This is a genomic window from Gracilibacillus sp. HCP3S3_G5_2 (assembly GCF_052063305.1).
Lineage (GTDB): Bacteria > Bacillota > Bacilli > Bacillales > Amphibacillaceae > Gracilibacillus.
On sequence record NZ_JBQHXU010000007.1, the window covers coordinates 37,255 to 58,371 of the forward strand.

Consider the following 21,117-nt stretch of genomic DNA (forward strand, 5'->3'; position numbering starts at 1 on the left):
CGTTGAAAAAACGTGCATTACTAAGTGTGTCTGACAAAAGTAATTTAGTACCTTTTGCAGAAGGACTAGATAAATTAGGTTATGAATTGATCTCTACAGGTGGTACATTAAGAGCACTACAAGAGGCTGGTCTGCCTGCAAAAGGTGTTTCGGAAATCACTAATTTTGATGAAATTTTAGATGGTCGTGTCAAAACATTACATCCATATATCCATGCAGGGCTTCTTGCTCGCCGTGATCAAGCATCACATGTAAAGCAACTAGAAGAACGTCATATTGCACCAATTGATGTGGTTGTTGTAAATCTTTATCCCTTTAAAGAAACGATTGCTAAAGAAGGGGTAACAGAAGAAGATGCAATTGAAAATATTGACATCGGCGGTCCAACAATGCTCCGTGCTGCATCGAAAAACTTCCGTGATGTGACGGTTGTTGTTGATCCATCTGATTATGATGCGGTACTAGAAAATTTAGCTGACAATGGCGGAACAGTGGCATTCCGTAAGCAGTTAGCAGCAAAAGTATTTCGTCATACTGCAAACTACGATGCAATGATTGCTAACTATTTTGTTGATATTACTGATGAAGAAGATCCGGAAACATTTACACAAACCTTTGAAAAGGTTCAATCTCTTCGTTATGGTGAAAACCCACATCAGCATGCAGCATTCTATAAAGAAGGAAATGTCCAAGGTGCATCCATTGCTAACGCAAAGCAATTACACGGGAAAGAATTATCTTATAACAACATTCAGGATGCCAATGCAGCATTAGAAATTGTGTTAGAATTCCCTGAACAGCCGGCAGCAGTAGCAGTGAAGCATATGAATCCATGTGGTGTTGGTGTTGGTGATTCTATTTCTAATGCTTTTAAGAAAGCATATGATGCCGATCCAGTATCGATTTTCGGTGGAATTGTGGCATTAAACCGCGAAGTGGACGAAGTAACAGCGAACCAACTAAAAGAAATTTTCTTAGAAATCGTCATCGCACCAAGCTTTTCAGACAAAGCAATCGAAATTTTAACCGTGAAGAAAAACATCCGTTTACTGGAAACACCAATGAAAGTAAATGAGAACGATACGAAAAAAGTAGTCAGTGTAATCGGCGGACTCCTCGTACAAGATCGTGATAATGGTAAAGTATCAGCAGACGATTTAGAAGTTGTAACAGAACGTAAACCTGATAAAAAGGAAATTGATGAGCTACTATTTGCATGGAAGGTAGTAAAACATGTGAAGTCGAACGCGATTGTGGTGGCAAAAGGTGATCAGACTATTGGGGTTGGTGCTGGCCAGATGAACCGTGTTGGTGCCGCTGGCATTGCTTTTGAACAAGCTGGAGAAAAAGCGCAAGGTGCCGTCATGGCTTCTGATGCATTCTTCCCAATGCCCGACACAGTAGAAAATGCAGCAAAAGCAGGTATTAAAGCGATTATCCAACCAGGTGGTTCTAAACGTGATCAGGACTCCATCGATGAATGTAACAAACATGGTATTGCGATGGTATTCACGAAAATGCGTCACTTTAAGCATTAAACTAGAGGGGATTGGCACACAAAGGAGGAGTGGAGAAAGAATGTTTCTGTTCTATCACTGCTCCGTCAAAATACATTCGGATTTTGCATTCTATGTCAGAGTTTTGTCACCATATTCTTTTCGTTAAAATAGAGGAGGGCTCCCATGAAAGTATTAGTAATCGGCGGCGGTGGTCGCGAGCATATGATCGTCAAAAAACTAAAGATGAGTGAGCGAGTAACAGAGATTTTCGCTGCCCCTGGAAACGGTGGGATGACACAAGATGCTACATGTGTGCAGATTAAGGATGATGCTATCGAGGAATTAGTTGCATTCGCACAAAAAGAACAAATCGATTGGACGATTGTCGGACCTGAAGTTCCTTTGACAAAAGGGATAGTAGACGCCTTCCGCGGAAATAATTTGAAGGTATTTGGTCCATCAAAAGCAGCAGCACTTATTGAAGGTAGTAAAGATTTTGCCAAAGCATTTATGAAACAATATAATATTCCAACAGCAAAATACCGAACATTTACGGATGTGGAAAAAGCAATAGCGTACATACAACAAGAAGGTGCACCAATCGTCATTAAAGCGGATGGACTAGCTGCCGGAAAAGGTGTCGTCGTTGCAATGACCGAACAGCAAGCAATCGATGCTGTTGAAAAAATGTTAGTTGGAAATAAATTTGGAGAAGCCGGTAGCAGAGTGGTAATCGAGGAATATCTAGAAGGAGAAGAGTTCTCCCTTTTTGCTTTTGTCAATGGTGAAAATGTTTATCCAATGGTACCAGCTCGTGATCATAAACGTGCCTTTGATCATGATGAAGGGCCCAATACGGGAGGGATGGGTGCCTATTCACCGGTTCCAGATTTAGACCCGAAGCATATTGAATTTACTGTTGAAAAGATTCTCAAGCCAGTTGCCCAAGGAATGAAAAAAGAAGGTCGCAACTATACTGGCGTACTCTATGGTGGTTTAATTGAAACGAAGGAAGGTCCGAAAGTCATCGAATTTAATGCCCGTTTCGGTGACCCGGAGACACAGGTTGTACTACCGCTATTGGAGAATGATCTTATCCAAGTGATCGAGGATGTAACAGCAGGAAGAGATCCACAATTAAAATGGAAGAAAGGCTATGCTATCGGGGCAGTGGTTGCTTCCAAGGGCTACCCCGGATCATATGCTAAAAATGTAATGCTTCCTGATCTTGCGGCAAATGATCAGATTGATGTAATCCATGCCGGCACGGGCCGAGCGGAAGATGGCTCATTTTACTCAACAGGCGGCCGTGTTCTTTTAGTAAGCTCCCTCCAGGATAGCCCTGAACAAGCACAAAAAGAGATTTATCAATACTTGCAGCGTTTTGATGAAACAGACGACTTTTTCTACCGAAAAGATATTGGATTTCACAAGAAAGGGAAAGCTACTATTCTGTAATGGATTAGTAGCTTTTTCTTGATCTCCATTACTTACAAAAGTATAATTACTTACATAAAATAACCTATAGAGGAGAAAAATCATGAATTTTCACCGAAAACCGATTACATTTGTTAGTAATGTGACGATTAAAGTACTTGATATAGAGCGCTCCATTTCCTTTTACCAAAGAGTCATCGGATTTGAGCTATTAGAAAAATCAACGACAACTGCAGCACTTACCGCAGATGGTAAAACAAGTATTCTGACACTTGAACAACCAGAGAATGTGGAGCCTAAAAAAGGGCGCACGACAGGCTTATACCACTTTGCGATTCTATTGCCAACAAGAGAAGACCTCGCCAATTTTGTCTATCATAGTATCGATGTGGGCTTACCTTTAGCATCATCTGATCATTTAGTAAGTGAAGCATTATACTTCTCAGATCCAGACGGAAATGGTATTGAAGTGTATCGTGACAGAGAACCTGAGGGATGGAGTTGGCAAGGTGATCAAGTGGAAATGGCGGTTGATCCATTAGATTTTGAGGATCTCTTAAAAACAGGTGAAAAAGGTGGATGGCAAGGTCTACCACAAGCAACCGTAATGGGACATATCCACCTTCACGTATCGCAATTAGATGATACGAAGTATTTTTATGAAGAAGGTTTAGGATTTGAAACAGTAAGCCAATTCGGTAATCAGGCATTATTTATTTCAACTGGAAAATATCATCATCACATTGGCCTAAACACATGGAACGGAGTAGGCGCTCCAGCACCATCAGAAAACAGTGTCGGATTACAATCCTATACACTAACCTATCCAACAAAAGAAGCGGTTCAGCAAACAGTTAAAAATCTCCAAACAATAGGCGCTTCTGTTCAGGAAGAGGGGAATCAAGCTGTTACACAAGATCCGTCTGGGAACAAAATCATTATTACGTATTAGAGAAAAGATGATGCAATGAAAAGAAAGAGGTGAAATCAGAATAAGCACCTATCATCACGCAATGAAGGACAGAAAAGCGACAGAATCGGAAAAAGTGTCCATCATTAGCGTTATGAAGGACAGAAGAGCGACAGAATCGGAAAAAGTGTCCATCATTAGCGTTATGAAGGACAGAAAAGCGACAGAATCGGAAAAAGTGTCCATCATCAGCGCTATGAAGGACAGAAAAGTGGCAAAATCGGAAAAAGTGTCCATCATCAGCGTTATGAAGGACAGAAGAGCGACAGAATCGGAAAAAGTGTCCATCATCAGCGCTATGAAGGACAGAAAAGTGACGAAATCAGAAAAAGTGTCCATCATCAGCGCTATGAAGGACAGAAGAGTGGCAAAATCGGAAAAAGTGTCCATCATCAACGCTATGAAGGACAGAAGAGTGAGAAAACCGAAAAAAGTGTCCATCATCCACATGATCATTACAAAAAGAACAAAAGCTTGGTAAGTACCAGGCTTTTGTTTATTCTTCAAAATTTATTATCAAGCTGCTGTCCATCGATTTCCAAATCTGTTGTAAGGCTACGGTATCTACTTTTTCGCAGAGTCCCTGTCAAGGGTTCTTTGAATTTTTTCTTTTCTTACTTCCTTAATAGATTACCATTAACTTAATTTTCCAAGGTGTCGTATAATAGTTCAAGAGGAGGAGCACATGATGCAAAAAGTTTTAATAGCACTCAGTTGTATGATCGTCCTAATCGTTATCTTTTCGGTAATCTATGAACAAAATCGCGAACCGGTCTCTTTACCTTCATATAATATTGAAGAGAACCAACAACATGCAGAAAGTAATCCCCCAGAAGAAAAAGAGCCGCCATTGGTTCCGATAAATATAGAGGACGCAATAGGTTACAGTCTGCAGAATGATCAATTACAAATCACTTATGACAACGGTAATTCATGGTTGTCTGTTCCGATCAAAAAAGACCTACTTTTTCAAGGAGAGTACCAAGGCGACACAATGGCATTAATTGATAATAGCTTTATTTTAACAGAAAATGTTGCTGCTTTTCTTTATTCAGAAGGAGCAATAAAAGTGATCTATTCACAAAATCAAGGGGAAACATGGGAAGAGAGTGTGGTAGTCGATAGTCTGCCTGCCATCAGATTCCGAAAAATAACATTCCTTGATGACCAATTTTGGTATGTAATTGTTTCTGCTGATCGAACGATGTCATCAGAAGCGGCGTTCATCTACATATCTACTGATCAAGGTGAAAATTGGGAATCTATTAACATGCCGGATACATTTAGACTAGTAGCGGATGGCGGCTTTGTCGATGAGGATACAGCCTTTATGAGTTACGGTACCATTAATCCGGAGAAGCCTGATTTATATGTAACAAACGATCAAGGTGAAACATGGGAACAGGCGGCCTTTGATATGCCTTCTCAATATGATCAAGTCTTTGTCATTGCCAGAGCACCCTTTAAAGAAGAAGATCATTTAGCATTAATCATGGAACAAGGACCAAATGGTGATTACTATCGAGACGGGTTGATTAGGGCGAAATTCATTTCAACTGATAATGGACATACATGGGAATTTGCAGAGGAGGTAGAACCAGAAAATGAAGAAGTGGACTAAGTGGAGCGGAATCAGCTTTTTTTTAATGGCTATTGGATTTAGTATATTGCAAATAGGTAGTTTAATTGTTCAATCACGCTTTCAGGCGGAATATATTGATAATCGTTTACTTTACATCTTTAATATAATCATCATTATTAGTCTAGCAATAAGTATGTTGTTACTCTTGTCCTTTAGGAAAATAGGGAATAGCATACTTATAGTGATAGCAATCTTAATGGTAAGTGCAAATGGCTATTGGATGTATCAAAGTAATCAAACAATTGAAAATATTACCAGTATATCACCAGATAGGAAGCAAGTTTTTTCACTTAAGAAAAATGCTGACACGGATGCAGCAACCTATTATCGCAGTTATTACTGGATATTAGCTCGTCCGAAAGAAGCTTTGCCAAGTCCGATTGATACGGAAGGAGAGGTAAAGTGGTTAGCTGATGATATAGCTGTTTTCACGTATAGAGATAAACAGGAGCAGATACAGCAATTTGTTGGTACATATGGGGATCGAAATGACGGGTTATCCTATTCCTATGTTGGATCCCAAATTCATGGGCAATGGGAAGAGGAGAATACGGAAGTAACGGTTAGTTCAGAAGGCATTATGGTTGTCCATCAGGGCTACCAACACCTGTATGAATGGGAACAGGTTCATCAATATGGTACATTGGCAATCGTATTAGAGGAAAATAATGAAGCGGAATGGACGATTGGATTAGGCGATGATTTTTCCTATGATCAAAACACATTAGATTCTCCTACCGGTGAAATTTTGTTATATGAAGCTACTCTAGCAGACAATGAAGCGATCTCCAATACCAAGGAGGGTAATGGAAGCTCACCAGAAAAGCCTCATTAACAAGATAAGAGCTTGTAAATCACGAATAGAATAAGAGTAATACCACAAAACTATATAATTATTACAAAATCAGTGTTGAATACTATCAATCTATGATGGTCAGATTTTGTACATGTTATAATTAGGTTCAAATAACAAAGAGGAGTGAAACGATGTCAAAGGCACACAAAGCGGAAGCCCCTCAAACAGTTAGATGTAAAATCATTACGGTAAGTGATACTAGAACAAAAGCTACCGACAAAAGTGGCAAATTGATGCATCAATATTTAGAAGAATACCATCATCAAGTCAATGCTTACGATATCGTTAAAGATGAACAGAGTGCAATCAAACAAGCAATAGAGAAAGGGATACTACAAGAGGACATTGATGCAATCTTAATCAATGGTGGTACAGGCATTGCTAAACGGGATGTTACGATTGAAGTGGTGGAAACCTTACTAGATAAAGAAATGCCGGGATTTGGAGAAGTATTCCGCATGCTTAGCTTCACAGAAGATATTGGTTCAGCAGCAATTCTTTCTCGTGCAACAGCAGGTGTAGTCCAAGATAAAGCCGTTTTTGCAACACCAGGTTCTTCAGGCGCGGTAAAATTAGCGATGGAAAAGTTGATCATTCCTGAATTGGGGCATTTGATGAGAGAGATACATAAAGATCTATAATGATGATTAATTTAAGGACCGTTAGCTTCTTTATTTAAGAAATTCTGTACTTAAGAGCTTAAGAGCCAGGTTCCAAGTAAATAATGTGTTCGAGTAAGCTTCTTTGAGAATATTCACAAAGTAAAAACAATAAATATTGCTCTTTATAGTAGTACAAACAGTAATTTGCCCAGAAATAAAATTTGAAGGCATACCCACCATTTCTAGGAGTACGGTGGATATAAGCGTCATTGAAGTTAATTAGGATCTCATGAATTAGATATTTCGATGAGTTACCTACGTATTACCCAGTGTAGTGCAGGCTATAAGATTATTGACAAACGGATGTGAGCAGGAAGGAGAGGAGAGACATAAAAATAGTTTTATATATACGGCGGTCATTCTTAACTACTCGGGAATACTTTAAGTAGAAGAAGCTGGTGATGCTAAACAGAGTTATACCATCGCATACAATCCAAAAGAAATAGCATGGGAAGGCAGAAGAAAGATTAAATCGTCTAAACAATTGAACATAGGTAGAGAAACTAAATCAGTAAAGAAATATGATAGTAAGTATTTAATTCGAACTTACGAGGATACACTATAAAATGAAGGTGCACTTGGTTACAAACAATTCTTTCAAGTAAAAGATGCCTTTAGAACTTAAAAATTCCTGTTGTCTTTAAATTTGAGGTGTTATAACGATTAATGGATTGGATACCGACGCATGTGACTATTAGTAGTACGAGACTATTAGAGATCGAACGGATGAAGCTGAGGTTAGCGGTGTCAAAGTAAAACGATTATAAATTGGTCACTTTCCCGTAAAAGAAGTAGAAAGTAATAGTTGAAAAAATACAGCTACTTCTAGAAATCTTTGACATTCATCTTAGGGTTAGTAACACGATGAGTATGTCCATTAACCTCCTTTATTTCTTATCTCTCAAGAAATAGAGGAGGTTTCATTTAAAGATAAGAAAGTATAAAAGTCCAGGTCGCCTTTGGCTCTAGCACAGTCTTTATGACTGTGGTATCTTTAACCTATTAACTGTTTTATTCAAAAAATATCAATTTAATTAGGATAATATAATTTTGCGAAGGTGTGAATTATTAATAGATAGTAGCTTTTTTATTGATGTTTATCCGTATCAATTCAAAAGTTATTATCTTATTAGAGTGATGTTATTTATATCAATTTATCAAAATAAATTGTAATAGTATGAATTCTCTTGCACATTATTACAAAAAAATACAAAAAAATACAAAAAAATACAAAAAAATATAAAAATATATTATTTACCATTTATTGTCAGGAATGTATAATAGAAGTGAGGTTACTTTTAACAAAAGGAGGTGATAAAGGTGGTAGATGAGTTTGATTTAGATATTAAATTAAAAAAATCAGATGATAGTGTAGAACCTGATAGTCTAACTCCTGTATTAACGTCTAGTGTTCCGTGTGCTAATGCAATAATAGCTAGTGTGCGTTTATGCACACGTATTACTTGTAGAGGATGTTTTTAGAATAAAAGAGGGCATCTGCCCTCTTTTATTCTAATATTATTAAAGGAGTGTAATGAACAAATTTGAGATTGAAATAAAAGCGCTCTTGGTATCATAAGAGGTGTCCAAATCTTCAAAGCAAAAAATAGACCCTTAAGAAGTAACCAAAGGAGTATTCATAACACGTGCAACTATTACTCTTGTAAATCGAATGCATTGCTTTCAAAAACTAGTTGCATAGGCAGAAAATCTTCGGAAAAGAACATGACAAAATTATGACGTTCTAGGTGTAGAACTTACTGGTCAATGTTGGTTTAGCATAGGCTTGTTTCCAGTGGTGCAAGGATAAGATTTTGTCATCATACGTTAAGGGAAAAGGGGCTTGAAAATCAGCTCAGGCAACTTCAAAGCTGAAGCGAATTACGAAGAGAGGGAGCAACCGTTTGAGACTGTGATTTTGTGTAGAAACTTTCAGAACGGTTATCAACTTATTTTCCAAACTAATTCAGTTTTGGTTGATAGGATTACCATCCCCTCCTTGGGAAGTATTTATAGATATTCATATCACTCAATAATTTTGGTGAGTCAACTATACGGTGTTTATTAAATGTTGAAAATAATGAAGTATTTCGAAGAGAAATTAACTTTTTTGAGGGGGGTTAAAATTTATGAAAGATGAAAAAAAACCTACTGATAATGTGTTTGAAGCCGAGAATTATTATATGTTGAGAACACCAGCTCTTCCTTTGGGCTCTTATTTTAATCATAACAATTACGAAATTGATAAGTTTGTAAAAGAAAAAATTAATGATAGTACTTTTTTAGAAGCTATAGCAATCGCAAACCCAAACCTAAAGAAATCATTACAAAGATATAAAGAGGATTTATTTGAAAACAAAGATACAAAAAAAGTGAGGAATATTATTTCTAGTTTGATAAAGTATCATACTAGAATGAGTACAAGACCCACGCCATTTGGTACGTTTGCTTCTGTATCTTTAGGTGAATTTACTGATAAGGAAGTTAGTAAAATTAAAATTCAAGGTGTGCCCAAAAAAGCTGTTAGACCTGATATGGAATGGTTGCTAGGTTTAGTAAAGGAATTAGAAAAGTATGATAATATCTTTTATAATTTAAAAGTAAAAGCAAATCCTACTATTCACAATGTAGGTGATAGGATTCTAGTAAAAGTTATCACCCTTTATGGTCAGAGCAAAACAAATGAAGAAAGAGAGATATCTGTTTCACTAACGAACCCTCTTGAAAAAGTATTGAAATTAACAAAAAATACAATTACAATAGGAGATATTTTACATGAACTTGTTAGAGCCTTTCCTGATCAGAAAAAAGGTAAGTTGTTAGATTATTTAAAAAAATTAATTGAACAGGAAATTCTAATTTCAGAATTAAGGCCTTCTATTAACGAAAACTCTTTAATGTGTAATTTATCAACGACACTACAAAGAATATATCCACTATTACATGATGAGGATAAAGAAAAATATTACATAAAAAAAGTAATAGAAATCGATAAGGAAATTGCAGAATTTAATCAAATAAATTATAAACAAACTCATGCTAATTATATTGATATAATAAATAACATGAAAAGTATAAATTCCTCAAGATCATACCTCAAACTTGATTCTTATTCGAAGGTTGAAAACAACTATCTTCCATCCAAATTAAAGCCCGAAATAGAAGACGCAGCAAATTGTTTATGGAAATTAAACAGGCACAAAAAAAATACAGTCATAGAAGACTACAAGGATAAATTCGTTGAAAATTATGGATTATTCCGTGAGATTCCTATCCTAGAAGTAATTAACGAAGAAACGGGAATAGGCTTTCCTAAGTTTAACAATAATAAACAACAAGATCACTTGAAGGACCTGTTGCATACTCAGGAACCTGCTAGGCAAATATTACTTAATACACTAGTTCAAAGGGCGATTAAAAACAATGATAAAGAAATACTACTTGATGATGACCACCTCGACCATTTATGTGATATTTCATACAGTGGAGAATACCCAGAAGGAATGGACATATATGCAGAAGTGATTAGAGAGGAGAATTTGGAATCAAAATATAGGATTATTCTTAATTCTAGTGCAGGATCTCAAGGAGTAGGAAAGTCCTTTGGTAGATTTTTGTATAATCATAGTAAAATGAAACAAAAATTCATGGAAACTAATAAAAATGTAATAAAAAAAAATAAGGAAATAGAATATATAGAATTGATATATACTCCATCGCTAGGTAAACTTAGTAATGTTATGCAGACAGTAATTCCAACTAATTATAAGCTAGATCTAAGTAACATTAATGAAGACGAGATTACAAACTTAAAGTTGAATGACATAATGCTGTTATGTGATGGAGATTCTCTTCGATTAAAGTCAAAGATGTTAAATAAAGAAATACGAGTAATTAGTAGTCATATGTTTAATTATCATAATTCGCCAATATTATGCAGATTATTACTTGAAATTACAGATAGCATCTACTCCCATTGGAATGTTTTTGATTGGGGATTATTAAAATTTAATGAGTATTTGCCGAGAGTAAGAAGAAATAATATTATTTTATATCCTCAAACTTGGAGATTTATTTATGATAAAAACCATAAGATTTCAAGAGATAGTGAGCATAATATAAAGAGTAGTATAGAAAAGTGGATTAAAGTCTGGGAAATTCCAAGATATGTATATTTGGTATATTCTGACTTGAAGTTACTTATTGATTTATACAATGATATGCATGTAAAAGAGCTTATAAATGAAACTAAGAAAAATCATCAATTTGAGTTACAAGAAATAATAGGTAATTTTAATGATAGAATTGTAGAAAGTGAAAATGGAAAACATATGATGGAAATTATAGTTCCTGTTATATGTCAAAAAAAGCAAACTGATAGTAATAAAAAATTCTATGATATATCTCAAAACTTTTATTCCGGTTCTAATATCGTAAAAAGAACTTTTCTCCCAGGAGAAGAGTGTCTATTTATAAAATTATATTGTAATTATAGTGAACAAGATTTATTTATTTCAAATGAATTATTTAAAAAAATGGAAAACATGAAAGACAAAAAATTAATTAGTAAATGGTTTTATATACGATATTATGATACGGAATCACATTTACGTATACGAATATTCGGAAATAAAGAAACATTAAACTCTAACGTGTTGCCGGAAATCACAAATTTTGTACGTTACAATATTAAAAAAGGAAAATTAAAAAGTTTTAGTATTGCCCCGTATGAAAGAGAAATTGAAAGATACGGTGGACCATACGTATTCAGAAGTGTAGAAAACTATTTTTACATTGATAGTTATGTTTCTTCAATGTTATTAAAACAAATGAGGGAGAATTATGCAGCAGAACTTACTGATAAAGTAACATTGACAATAATTATTATTATAAAAATGCTATATGATTTTAAATTAACAAATGATGAAATTATGAATCTAATTTACCCAGAATCACTAAGTAAAGCTTTTATGGATGAATTTCGAAAAAGAAAAAAATATTTAAATTTCGTAATAGGTCCACAACTAGATTTTACTTGTCTTAAAAATGAAAAAGGTGGAGAAATGATAATGAGTTTATTAAATGAAAGAATTTCTTATATACAAGAAATAAGTGAAAATATTGAAAATCTTCAAAATGAGAATTTGTTAACACAACAACAAATTAAAATACTAATTGATAGCTTAGTGCATATGACATGTAACAGATTTCTTGGTGATACAGCACAGGAAGATTGTGTACGAGCGCTAATACAACTACTTATCAAATCTTTCGAGTACCAAAATCAAAATACGGTATTGTAAAAAAATGTAGCTAATACTTTGATTAATGTTAATTCAAAATGTTTTCAGTTGATCATATATTTAACGTTTAAGTTTTAAATATGCTCATCTCTACTTATTCATGTCAAGTCGTGTTCGTGGAGATTTAATTGTAAGCATGTATTTTAAGAAATGCAAATATTAAATGTAAAAATAAGATACGTATTTGAAAGGAAGGTACTTTTGATACTAAAAAATGAAAATATTAGTAAAGTAATAAGTACTTTTAAAGTCTGGCCTAAAATGTACAAATTTATATGGGAAACTAACAAATTATATTTTTTATTTATACTTACCTTAACATTTGTATCAGGTTTAATTCCAGCTGCTATGATTTATTTGTTAGAGACCTTGGTTGATAGTTTGGATAATCAAAGTTATAAAACTTTTAATATAATATTCATATTTGCAATATCTTATATTGCATTAATTGCCTTATCTACTATCCTGGATTCATATCTTGAATTAATTAAAGGATTATTTCAAGAATCGCTACTTAAAAAGGTTAATATCACAATTATAGATAAGGCTTCAAAGATTCCATATATATATTTTGAAGATAACCAAATATACGATATTATCCAACGCACAAGAGATGAATCTACATACAGACCCTTTCAAATATTCGATCAAAGTTTGGCAATAGTAAAAGGTTTTATTATTGTCATTTCAGTCGCTAATATTCTTATACAATGGAAATGGTGGATAATAATATTGTTATTAATTATTCCATTTCTATCTGCAGTTTCATTTATTAAATTAGGCGAACAAGAGTATCTTATTAATTTCTTTCAGGCTTCGAAAAGGCGTGTCCTTTATTATCTTACTCACTTGATTACAAAAGATGCTCACATTAAAGAACTAAAGACATTTAATAGGACGAGCACAATTAAAAATAAATACGAGAACCACTATAAAATTGTTTATAATGAAAACAAAGAGATTGCTGTACATAGATTTAAAGTCTCTCTTACATATGACTTATTAACAATTTCAATTGTGGGATTAATCGTTTTTTTTATAATTCAACAGGCCTATATTGGAATTATTTCTATTGGATCAGTTGTTGCGTACATACAAGCTGTTAACAAAACACAATCTACTTCATCGGGAGTAATAAGACAAATTTTTAGTTTGTATGAGAATAATCTTTTTATTAACTTGCTCTTTGATTTTTATTCACTTCCAGAGGAAAATGAAGGAGAAGCAAAATTAAATCATCCATTGTCGAATAATAGCAAAATGCTAGTTATGGAAAATGTATCCTTTTCTTATCCCTCCAGAAATGAATTTGCTGTAAAAAATGTATCACTCAGTTTCAAACCAGGTGAAACGGTAGCTATTGTTGGAGAGAATGGATCCGGTAAATCCACTTTAATTAAACTTTTGTGTAACTTATATGAGCCGAATAATGGCACGATAACTTATAACAATATTCCCTTGCAAAATTACCCAATCAATGTTTGGCGTGATAAATTAGGTGTAGTCTTTCAAGAATTTAATAGATATGAATTCACAGCCGAGGAAAATATAACCTTAGGTGGAGAATATACAGAAACAGAGATTAAACAAGCTGCATGCTATTCGGGAGCCGATGAATTTATTACATCACTGAATAAAAACTATAAGTCGCAGCTGGGAGTTCAATTTTTAAATGGTGTACAATTATCAGGTGGTCAATGGCAAAAAATAGCAATATCACGTGCGTTTTTAAAAAATGCTGATATTTTTATTTTAGATGAACCTACAGCATCATTAGATGGTCTTTCTCAAGAAAAGATATTTGAAAATTTCAAAACAATATGTCAATCAAAAATAGGTATATTCATTTCTCATAGATTATCTAATATAAAACATGCAGATAAAATTATTGTAATGAACAGTGGTGAAATAGATGACATTGGAACTCATAATGAATTAGTAGTGAAGAAAGGTTTATATTTTGATTTATATCAATCACAAGTAAGTACTAAAGGTATCGATGAAGAATATATTATAGGTTGAAGGTTAATATATAATTCTAGTGGATGGGATAGTGATTCTAATGGATAACACCACAAATACTGTACTAATAGAAATGTGTTTAGAAAAAGTAAAAAAATTCAAGGATCCTGATAGGATAAAAAGTGATAATATTATAGGAGATTTGGAGGAAAAGGATTTACTTTCTATCGCATATGGTTATCCGGGTATAATTGTAATGTTCGCAGAATTAGATGCTTTTTTTCCAAATGAAGGTTGGGATAAGGTAACACATGAATATATGAAAAATTTAAAAAAACTGTTGGAACAAAACTCTATTTCTGACATTTCATTGTTTCATGGATTAGCGGGTATTAACTATTCAGTTCAGTTAGCTTCAAAGAAAGGAACAAGGTATCAAAAAATAATAAAAGAGTTGGATACTTTATTAATTAATAAGGCATCATTTTTTTTGATGAATGTAAAAAAAATAAATAGTAATCTAGAATTAGGGACATCGGAGTTTGGATATGACCTAATAACAGGTATAACTGGTATAGGGACATATATTTTAAAATTCAAAAAACAGAATTTATATCCTTTGCTTAAAGATATACTTACATTTCTTATTGAGCTGTCAACAAATATAAAAACAACAAAGGGGCAAGTGCCAGCATTTATTACCTCACCAAAAGCAATGATCGTTGAATCAGATAGAGTCAAGTATCCAAATGGATATTTGAATCTAGGGATTGCTCACGGAATATCCGGACCTTTAGCATTACTTTCACGTGCCTATCTTGAAGGAATAACTGTAAAAGAACATTTAAGTTCGATTATCTACATTTCAAATTTGTTATCAGATCATTTTAACTTTGATAAGAACGGTTTATATATACAAAGAATAGTAACATTAGAGCAAATGTTAGAAGAACAAAGGGATAAAGAAAAAGAAACAAGATTTGATGCATGGTGTTATGGGGGATTTGGTGTTAGCTACTCTTTACTCTTAGCTTATCAAGCAACATATAACACTAAAATCAAATATAATTTGATAGAGTTACTAAAAGGTATATTATCTTGTTCAATTGAAGAGTGGAGTATAAAAACACCAATTCTATGTCATGGTTATGCCGGCAACATGCAAATTATTAATCGTTTGCTAAGTGCAGAAGAAATTTCACAAGAAAAAAACGTAGTGAAAGAATTAATAAATAAAAGATCAGAATTATATAATCGGATTAATGAATATTATGAATCAAACCCTGAAAAGGTGAATATAAGTCTACTTGAAGGGGATATAGGAGTGATTTTAGTGTTATTAAGTATAAGTAGGTTGGAATATGTACACTGGGATGGTTTTTTGTTACTATCTTAATGTTTTTTGGGGATTATTAGTATGTTTTAAAGTTATTTTACTTCATATGGTGGGGGAGGCAAAAAATGAAATGTATGAGAGAAAAAATTAACAAATTATGGTATGAAGAGTTAAAACAAAATTCTTACGATATAAGTGATGATGATTTCTCAGTATTGGATCATTATATATCAGGGAAACGGATTATTTTATTAGGTGAAAATTCACATGGAATATCTGATTATTTTACTATTAAAAACAAAATCATAAAATACTTACATAAAAAACATGATTTTAATATAGTTGTATTAGAAAATAGCTTTTTTGAATCCTTTATTTGTAATGCTTTTTTGAAAGATGATCCTCCTATTAAAAAAATCCAAAATTGTTTACTGGACATTTATCATCATGAGAAAATGAATCCTTTATTTGCAGAAGATTGGGCTAATGAAATACAAATATTTGGGATGGACCCACAACCTACTTATTCTTATGGATCTAATTACTTAGTAGAGTGGTTAAAGGATAACTTTGGCGAAAAATTATACTCTCAAATAAGCAAAGCAGAGAAACAATTTTTTGAAATAGATAGAGATATAATGGACGGTAGAAGAGGGAGCAGGAGCGGAATTAAGCGGTTAGTATATGAATATCAACATTTGATAATTGTGTTAGAAGAAATCAAGAAGAGTGTTAAAGATGATCAAGGAAATGAGATGTTTTTGTTTCTATTACGTGGAATGGAGAATAGAATCAATTGGTTAAAATTAAATTTAAAGGGAGCAATTATCTCTGGAATTAAAAGAGGATACTATATGTATCAAAATTTAAAATGGATTATGGAAAAATATAATGACAATTCAAAAATCATTGTCTGGACGCATAATTTTCATATTCGGAAGAGTCAGACGTTTATTACTAAGACGTTAGGAATAAAATCAGTCGGCTATTGGTTGAATAAAAACTACTGTGATCAATTCTATTCTATAGGCTTTTATGCAGGGAGTGGTACATTTTCAACACAACTACGTGTGCAATTAAGTATTCAGCTTCCTCATGAAAGACATCTAGAGTCATTCTTAAATCGTATAACTAATAAATCAATATTCCTCCCTATAAATGGAAAGGAAACTAAAAAAAATTGGTTTAAAAAAAGGTGGATGTTACTAGAATCTAGTTTCATGGGATTGTCTTCAGTAGTGTTAAAACCAAAAAAACACTATGATGCAATAATATTTATGAAGCATGTAAATGCCCCTGAATACTATAGTCGAAAAAGTTAAGTGAGTATGTGCTTTTAAAGATTGAAGATAGCTGAAAGTAGCCCATTCGAAAATTAGGTAGGAGCTACTTTCTATTCATTATTCTTTTATCCAATAAGTTTTACTTTTTTTACTAGTTTTTTCAACTAAATGCAGATGATATCGTCAAAGATGAACAGACTGAAATCGTCCAAGCAATTGATAAAGATATTCAGCAAGATAATATTGATGCAATTTTAAATAATGGTGTTACAGGAATAGTGATTACTTCTCTCTCCTATATACCCCACTTTTCCCCCCAGTTTTTTCAACTAAATAAGTCTGGCCAATTACCATACCTTTATCAACTGCTTTACACATATCATAAACGGTTAACGCTGTAATAGAAGCAGCGGTTAAGGCTTCCATCTCCACACCAGTACTTCCTTTAGTTTTGGCTTCTACTGTTATCACTAACTCATATGTATTCTCATCGTTTTTCCAGTCAAAATGAATGTTGACCCCGCTTAATGGTAACGGATGACACATCGGAATAATTGTCGATGTTTGCTTGGCTGCCATAATTCCGGCTACTTGTGCAACAGAAAGGACATCCCCTTTACCAATGGTTTGATCTACGATTTTCGTGTAAATCTCCTTGTTTACCAAAATACTTGAGCGGGCAATCGCGGTTCTGCTTGTTATCTGTTTGTCTGTTATATCCACCATTTTTGCTCTACCTTGTTTATTTATATGAGAAAATTCAGTCATGCTATCACCAACCTTCATCCCTATTATACGATAACAACTTGTGATACTCCTCACCATTATACTATAACAAAACATGTTATAATAGAAAGATCTTGACAGGAAGGGTTACCAATGAACATGAAACGAATACTATACATAATATTAGCTCTTGCCTTAATAACGGCATGTCAGCAGGAAAAAGAAGAAATAACGATTTCGGCAGCGGCATCCTTAACGGACACATTACAAGAAATTATAAATCAGTTTGAAGAGGAAAACCCTCATATCACCGTTTCACTTAATCTAGGCGGATCAGGTTCATTGAGTCAACAAATTATACAAGGGGCACCAGCAGATATCTTCTTTTCTGCGTCTCTTCCACATTTTGAACGGGTTTTACAAGAAGGGTTAATCGAGGAAGAGAGTGCTCACGCTTTATTAGCCAATCAACTAGTGTGGATTCAGCCACAAAATGTTCAACTAGCTACTACAGTCAAATCATTTGATCAAATGGCAATTGGTACACCAGTAACCGTACCAGCTGGTAACTATGCAAAACAAGTGTTGGTAGCGCAAGGAATTTATAAGGAAATAGAAGAGCAACTCATTTTTACGAAAGATGTTAGACAAGTCGTGCAATATGTAGAAAGTAATAATGTAGATGCAGGCATTGTTTATCGAACGGATGCGATGATCTCTGATAAGGTGCAAATCAATGAAACTTTGCCATTGGGAGAGCATGAACCAATCATATACCCCATAGGTATCATTAAGGATTCCCAAGCGGTTGAAGCTTTTTATAACTATTTACAGTCAGAAGCTGCACTCGAAATATTTCAACAATACGGATTTCAAGAAATAGATGGTGACACAGATGGAAGCATTTTTTCAACCGATTAAATTATCATTAATTGTTGCAAGTATAGCATTATTAATCGTCTTTATTTTAGGCGTTTCAGCAGCATGGCTGATGTCCAAAAAAAAGTTTAGAGGAAAAGTGTTAATTGAAACGATATTATTATTGCCAATCGTTTTACCTCCCACTGTAATTGGGTTTATGTTAATAATGGTATTTGGTCAAAACGGATTGTTAGGTAAATTAACTAATCTGTTGTTTAATCAGTCCCTAATGTTTACAATTTGGGCAGCAGTTATCGCAGCAGTGGTGGTTGCTTTTCCCCTCATGTATCAATCTGTCAAAACAGGGTTAACATTCGTGGATCACGCTATTGAAGATGCAGCAAGAGTAGATGGAGCTAATGAGTGGAAGATTTTTCGCTATATTACATTGCCATTAATTCAGAGGTCTATTCTTACCGGAGCCATTCTCAGCTTTGCCCGAGCTTTAGGCGAATTTGGCGCTACACTAATGTTTGCTGGGAATATTCCTGGACGTACGCAGACAATACCAATGGCGATTTATGTAGCATTTGAATCCAATAAAATGACATTAGCATGGGCATGGGTTTTGTCTATCATTGTCGTATCTTTTGTTATGCTATTTTTTATACGTAAATCTGCCTAAAAAATAGTCATAAATTTGTAAAAACCACACAATGCAAACGCTATCAATGCGTGTTAGAATAGAAGGAAATCACAAAAGAAGTTGAGGAGATTAGGATGAATGATCATTTATATAGATGGAGAAATAAAGAAATTCGTAAGCAAGTAGCTGTTATTGATGGCAAAGAGTCACCTACACTGATTTTGACAAATGCCTATTATTTAAACGTTTTTTTAAGAAAATGGCTGGAGGCTCATATTTGGATTTACCACGACCGAATTGTATATGTGGGTTCGAAATTACCAACATCCTTAACAGGTATAGAAGTAGTGGATTGCACAGGTAAATATGTGGTGCCAGGATATATTGAACCACATGCACATCCGTTTCAACTTTATAATCCTTATGAACTAGCTATGTATGCCGGGCAAACAGGAACAACAACATTGATGAACGACAACTTACCATGGCTTTATTTAACAGACAGAGAGAAAGCGTTTTCATTATTAGAGGATTTCATGCAGATTCCTGTATCGATGTACTGGTGGGCCCGGTTTGACTCTCAATCTGAAATCAATGAAGAACAAGAAATTTTTACGGATGAAGAAGTGCAAGCGTGGTTACAGCATGAAGCAGTCGTACAAGGTGGGGAATTAACAGCATGGCCGCAAGTGATGCGCAATGACGACCGTATTCTGTACTGGATGCAGGAAGCAAAGCGGCTTCGTAAACCAGTTGAAGGACATTTTCCGGGAGCTTCTGAGCATACATTAGTGAAGCTAAAGCTACTCGGTGTTAGTTCAGATCATGAAGCCTTATCTGGTGAAGAAGTATATAACCGTTTATCAATGGGATATCGCGTAGGTTTGCGCAATTCATCAGTTCGCCCTGATTTGCAAAAGCTGCTGAAAGAACTGCACGAGCTTGGTCTTGAGTCATATGATTTCTTAACGATGACGACTGATGGATCGACACCTGCTTTTTATGAGAATGGTGTGATTAATCAGTGTATCCAAATCGCCATTGACAGTGGTGTACCTGAGATTGAAGCGTATATGATGGCAACCTACAATGCGGCAGAGCAATTTCATTTAGAAGAGCGACTTGGTGGCATTGCACCAGGCAGAGTAGCACACCTGAATATTTTATCTGAAAAGAATAATGCCACACCTGAATCGGTTATAGCAAAAGGAAAATGGTTGAAAAAAGCTGGTAAGCTAATAGATCAACATATCGAAATAGATTGGGATAAATATGGATTAGGAGAGCTTACATTAGATTGGCAGTTATCAGAAAAAGACTTGCAATTCTCGATGCCGGTCGGGCTGAAAATGGTCAATGATGTGATCATGAAACCATATCCCATTACGATTGATGCCAATACAGAGGAAATAACGAATTCAACTGATGAATCGTTCTTGATGTTGATTGATCGTGAAGGAAAATGGCGCGTGAATACGATTGTTAAAGGATTCACGAAAACATTAGGAGGATTAGCCAGCTCCTATTCCTTAACTGGTGATATCGTCTTAATTGGAAAAAATAAATCGGATCTGCTACTTGCATTTTCAAGAATGAAAGAAATTGGTGGAGGTATTGTTCTTGTTCATGAAGGCAAAGTGATATTGGAATTGCCGCTACAAATTGCAGGTATGATGTACAAAGGCAAGCTACCAAAATTGATAGAGGAAGACAGAAAATTAAAAGAAATTTTAATAGGCCACGGCTATCAATATGACGATCCGCCATACAATTTATTATTTTTGTCATCTATGCATCTACCATTTGTTCGTATTACACCACTAGGAATTATCGATGTGAAGAAAAAAGAGATTCTCTTCCCAGCGATTATGCGCTAAAGGTGCACCTACTTTCAGTTATTCAAGATCCTTGCGAATTAATAAGAGGTTGGCGGT

16 protein-coding genes are annotated in these 21,117 nt (G+C 34.4%); 15 read left to right on the top strand and 1 reads right to left on the bottom strand.

Translation table 11 applies throughout. From position 1 onward, the window contains the following. Window positions 1-2 precede the first annotated feature (2 nt). The 12 genes from purH (at window position 3) to ACTNEP_RS11590 (ending at window position 16,989) form a co-directional block, all read left to right on the top strand. Window positions 3-1,538 (top strand): bifunctional phosphoribosylaminoimidazolecarboxamide formyltransferase/IMP cyclohydrolase, encoded by a 1,536-nt coding sequence (gene purH, locus ACTNEP_RS11535; RefSeq protein WP_441162162.1) that lies wholly within the window; start codon window positions 3-5, stop codon window positions 1,536-1,538. Window positions 1,539-1,682: 144 nt separating this feature from the next. Further along, window positions 1,683-2,957 carry a phosphoribosylamine--glycine ligase gene (gene purD / locus ACTNEP_RS11540; RefSeq protein ID WP_441162163.1) on the top strand — a complete coding sequence of 425 codons (1,275 nt, stop codon included), beginning with the start codon at window positions 1,683-1,685 and terminating at the stop codon, window positions 2,955-2,957. Window positions 2,958-3,039: 82 nt separating this feature from the next. After that, window positions 3,040-3,888: a VOC family protein gene (locus ACTNEP_RS11545; protein ID WP_441162164.1), complete on the top strand. Its 849-nt coding sequence runs from the start codon at window positions 3,040-3,042 to the stop codon at window positions 3,886-3,888. Between the two features lie 61 nt (window positions 3,889-3,949). Further along, complete coding sequence (locus ACTNEP_RS11550; RefSeq protein ID WP_441162165.1) at window positions 3,950-4,387, top strand: hypothetical protein; 438 nt, start codon at window positions 3,950-3,952, stop codon at window positions 4,385-4,387. Between the two features lie 207 nt (window positions 4,388-4,594). After that, window positions 4,595-5,527: a WD40/YVTN/BNR-like repeat-containing protein gene (locus ACTNEP_RS11555; protein ID WP_441162166.1), complete on the top strand. Its 933-nt coding sequence runs from the start codon at window positions 4,595-4,597 to the stop codon at window positions 5,525-5,527. Then, window positions 5,511-6,383: a hypothetical protein gene (locus ACTNEP_RS11560; RefSeq protein ID WP_441162167.1), complete on the top strand. Its 873-nt coding sequence runs from the start codon at window positions 5,511-5,513 to the stop codon at window positions 6,381-6,383. The genes ACTNEP_RS11555 and ACTNEP_RS11560 overlap by 17 nt, the downstream gene beginning before the upstream one ends. Before the next feature lie 152 nt (window positions 6,384-6,535). Beyond that, entirely contained in the window at window positions 6,536-7,045 is a 510-nt protein-coding gene (locus ACTNEP_RS11565) for a MogA/MoaB family molybdenum cofactor biosynthesis protein (protein ID WP_441162168.1), read from the top strand. Window positions 7,046-8,386: 1,341 nt separating this feature from the next. Beyond that, on the top strand, window positions 8,387-8,548 hold the full coding sequence (locus ACTNEP_RS11570; RefSeq protein WP_441162169.1) for an FDLD family class I lanthipeptide: 162 nt from the start codon (window positions 8,387-8,389) through the stop codon (window positions 8,546-8,548). Between the two features lie 647 nt (window positions 8,549-9,195). Beyond that, window positions 9,196-12,369, top strand: coding sequence for a lantibiotic dehydratase (locus ACTNEP_RS11575; protein WP_441162170.1), 3,174 nt, complete (start codon window positions 9,196-9,198; stop codon window positions 12,367-12,369). 201 nt (window positions 12,370-12,570) lie between these two features. Continuing rightward, window positions 12,571-14,391 carry an ABC transporter ATP-binding protein gene (locus ACTNEP_RS11580; protein ID WP_441162171.1) on the top strand — a complete coding sequence of 607 codons (1,821 nt, stop codon included), beginning with the start codon at window positions 12,571-12,573 and terminating at the stop codon, window positions 14,389-14,391. Between the two features lie 40 nt (window positions 14,392-14,431). Then, complete coding sequence (locus tag ACTNEP_RS11585; protein ID WP_441162172.1) at window positions 14,432-15,727, top strand: lanthionine synthetase C family protein; 1,296 nt, start codon at window positions 14,432-14,434, stop codon at window positions 15,725-15,727. Window positions 15,728-15,792: 65 nt separating this feature from the next. Continuing rightward, window positions 15,793-16,989: an erythromycin esterase family protein gene (locus ACTNEP_RS11590; protein ID WP_441162173.1), complete on the top strand. Its 1,197-nt coding sequence runs from the start codon at window positions 15,793-15,795 to the stop codon at window positions 16,987-16,989. Between the two features lie 243 nt (window positions 16,990-17,232). Here ACTNEP_RS11590 and moaC read toward each other — a convergent pair whose 3' ends face one another. Then, window positions 17,233-17,718 carry a cyclic pyranopterin monophosphate synthase MoaC gene (gene moaC, locus ACTNEP_RS11595; protein ID WP_441162174.1) on the bottom strand — a complete coding sequence of 162 codons (486 nt, stop codon included), beginning with the start codon at window positions 17,716-17,718 and terminating at the stop codon, window positions 17,233-17,235. 111 nt (window positions 17,719-17,829) lie between these two features. On the opposite strand from moaC, the gene modA reads away from it, so the two are divergent. The 3 genes from modA to ACTNEP_RS11610 all read left to right on the top strand — a co-directional run bounded on the left by modA (window position 17,830) and on the right by ACTNEP_RS11610 (window position 21,060). After that, window positions 17,830-18,597: a molybdate ABC transporter substrate-binding protein gene (gene modA, locus ACTNEP_RS11600; RefSeq protein WP_441162175.1), complete on the top strand. Its 768-nt coding sequence runs from the start codon at window positions 17,830-17,832 to the stop codon at window positions 18,595-18,597. Then, window positions 18,572-19,222 (top strand): molybdate ABC transporter permease subunit, encoded by a 651-nt coding sequence (modB, locus tag ACTNEP_RS11605; protein ID WP_441162176.1) that lies wholly within the window; start codon window positions 18,572-18,574, stop codon window positions 19,220-19,222. Before modA ends, modB begins: the two co-directional genes overlap by 26 nt. A 95-nt stretch (window positions 19,223-19,317) precedes the next feature. After that, window positions 19,318-21,060 (top strand): adenine deaminase C-terminal domain-containing protein, encoded by a 1,743-nt coding sequence (locus ACTNEP_RS11610; RefSeq protein WP_441162177.1) that lies wholly within the window; start codon window positions 19,318-19,320, stop codon window positions 21,058-21,060. Window positions 21,061-21,117 lie beyond the last annotated feature (57 nt).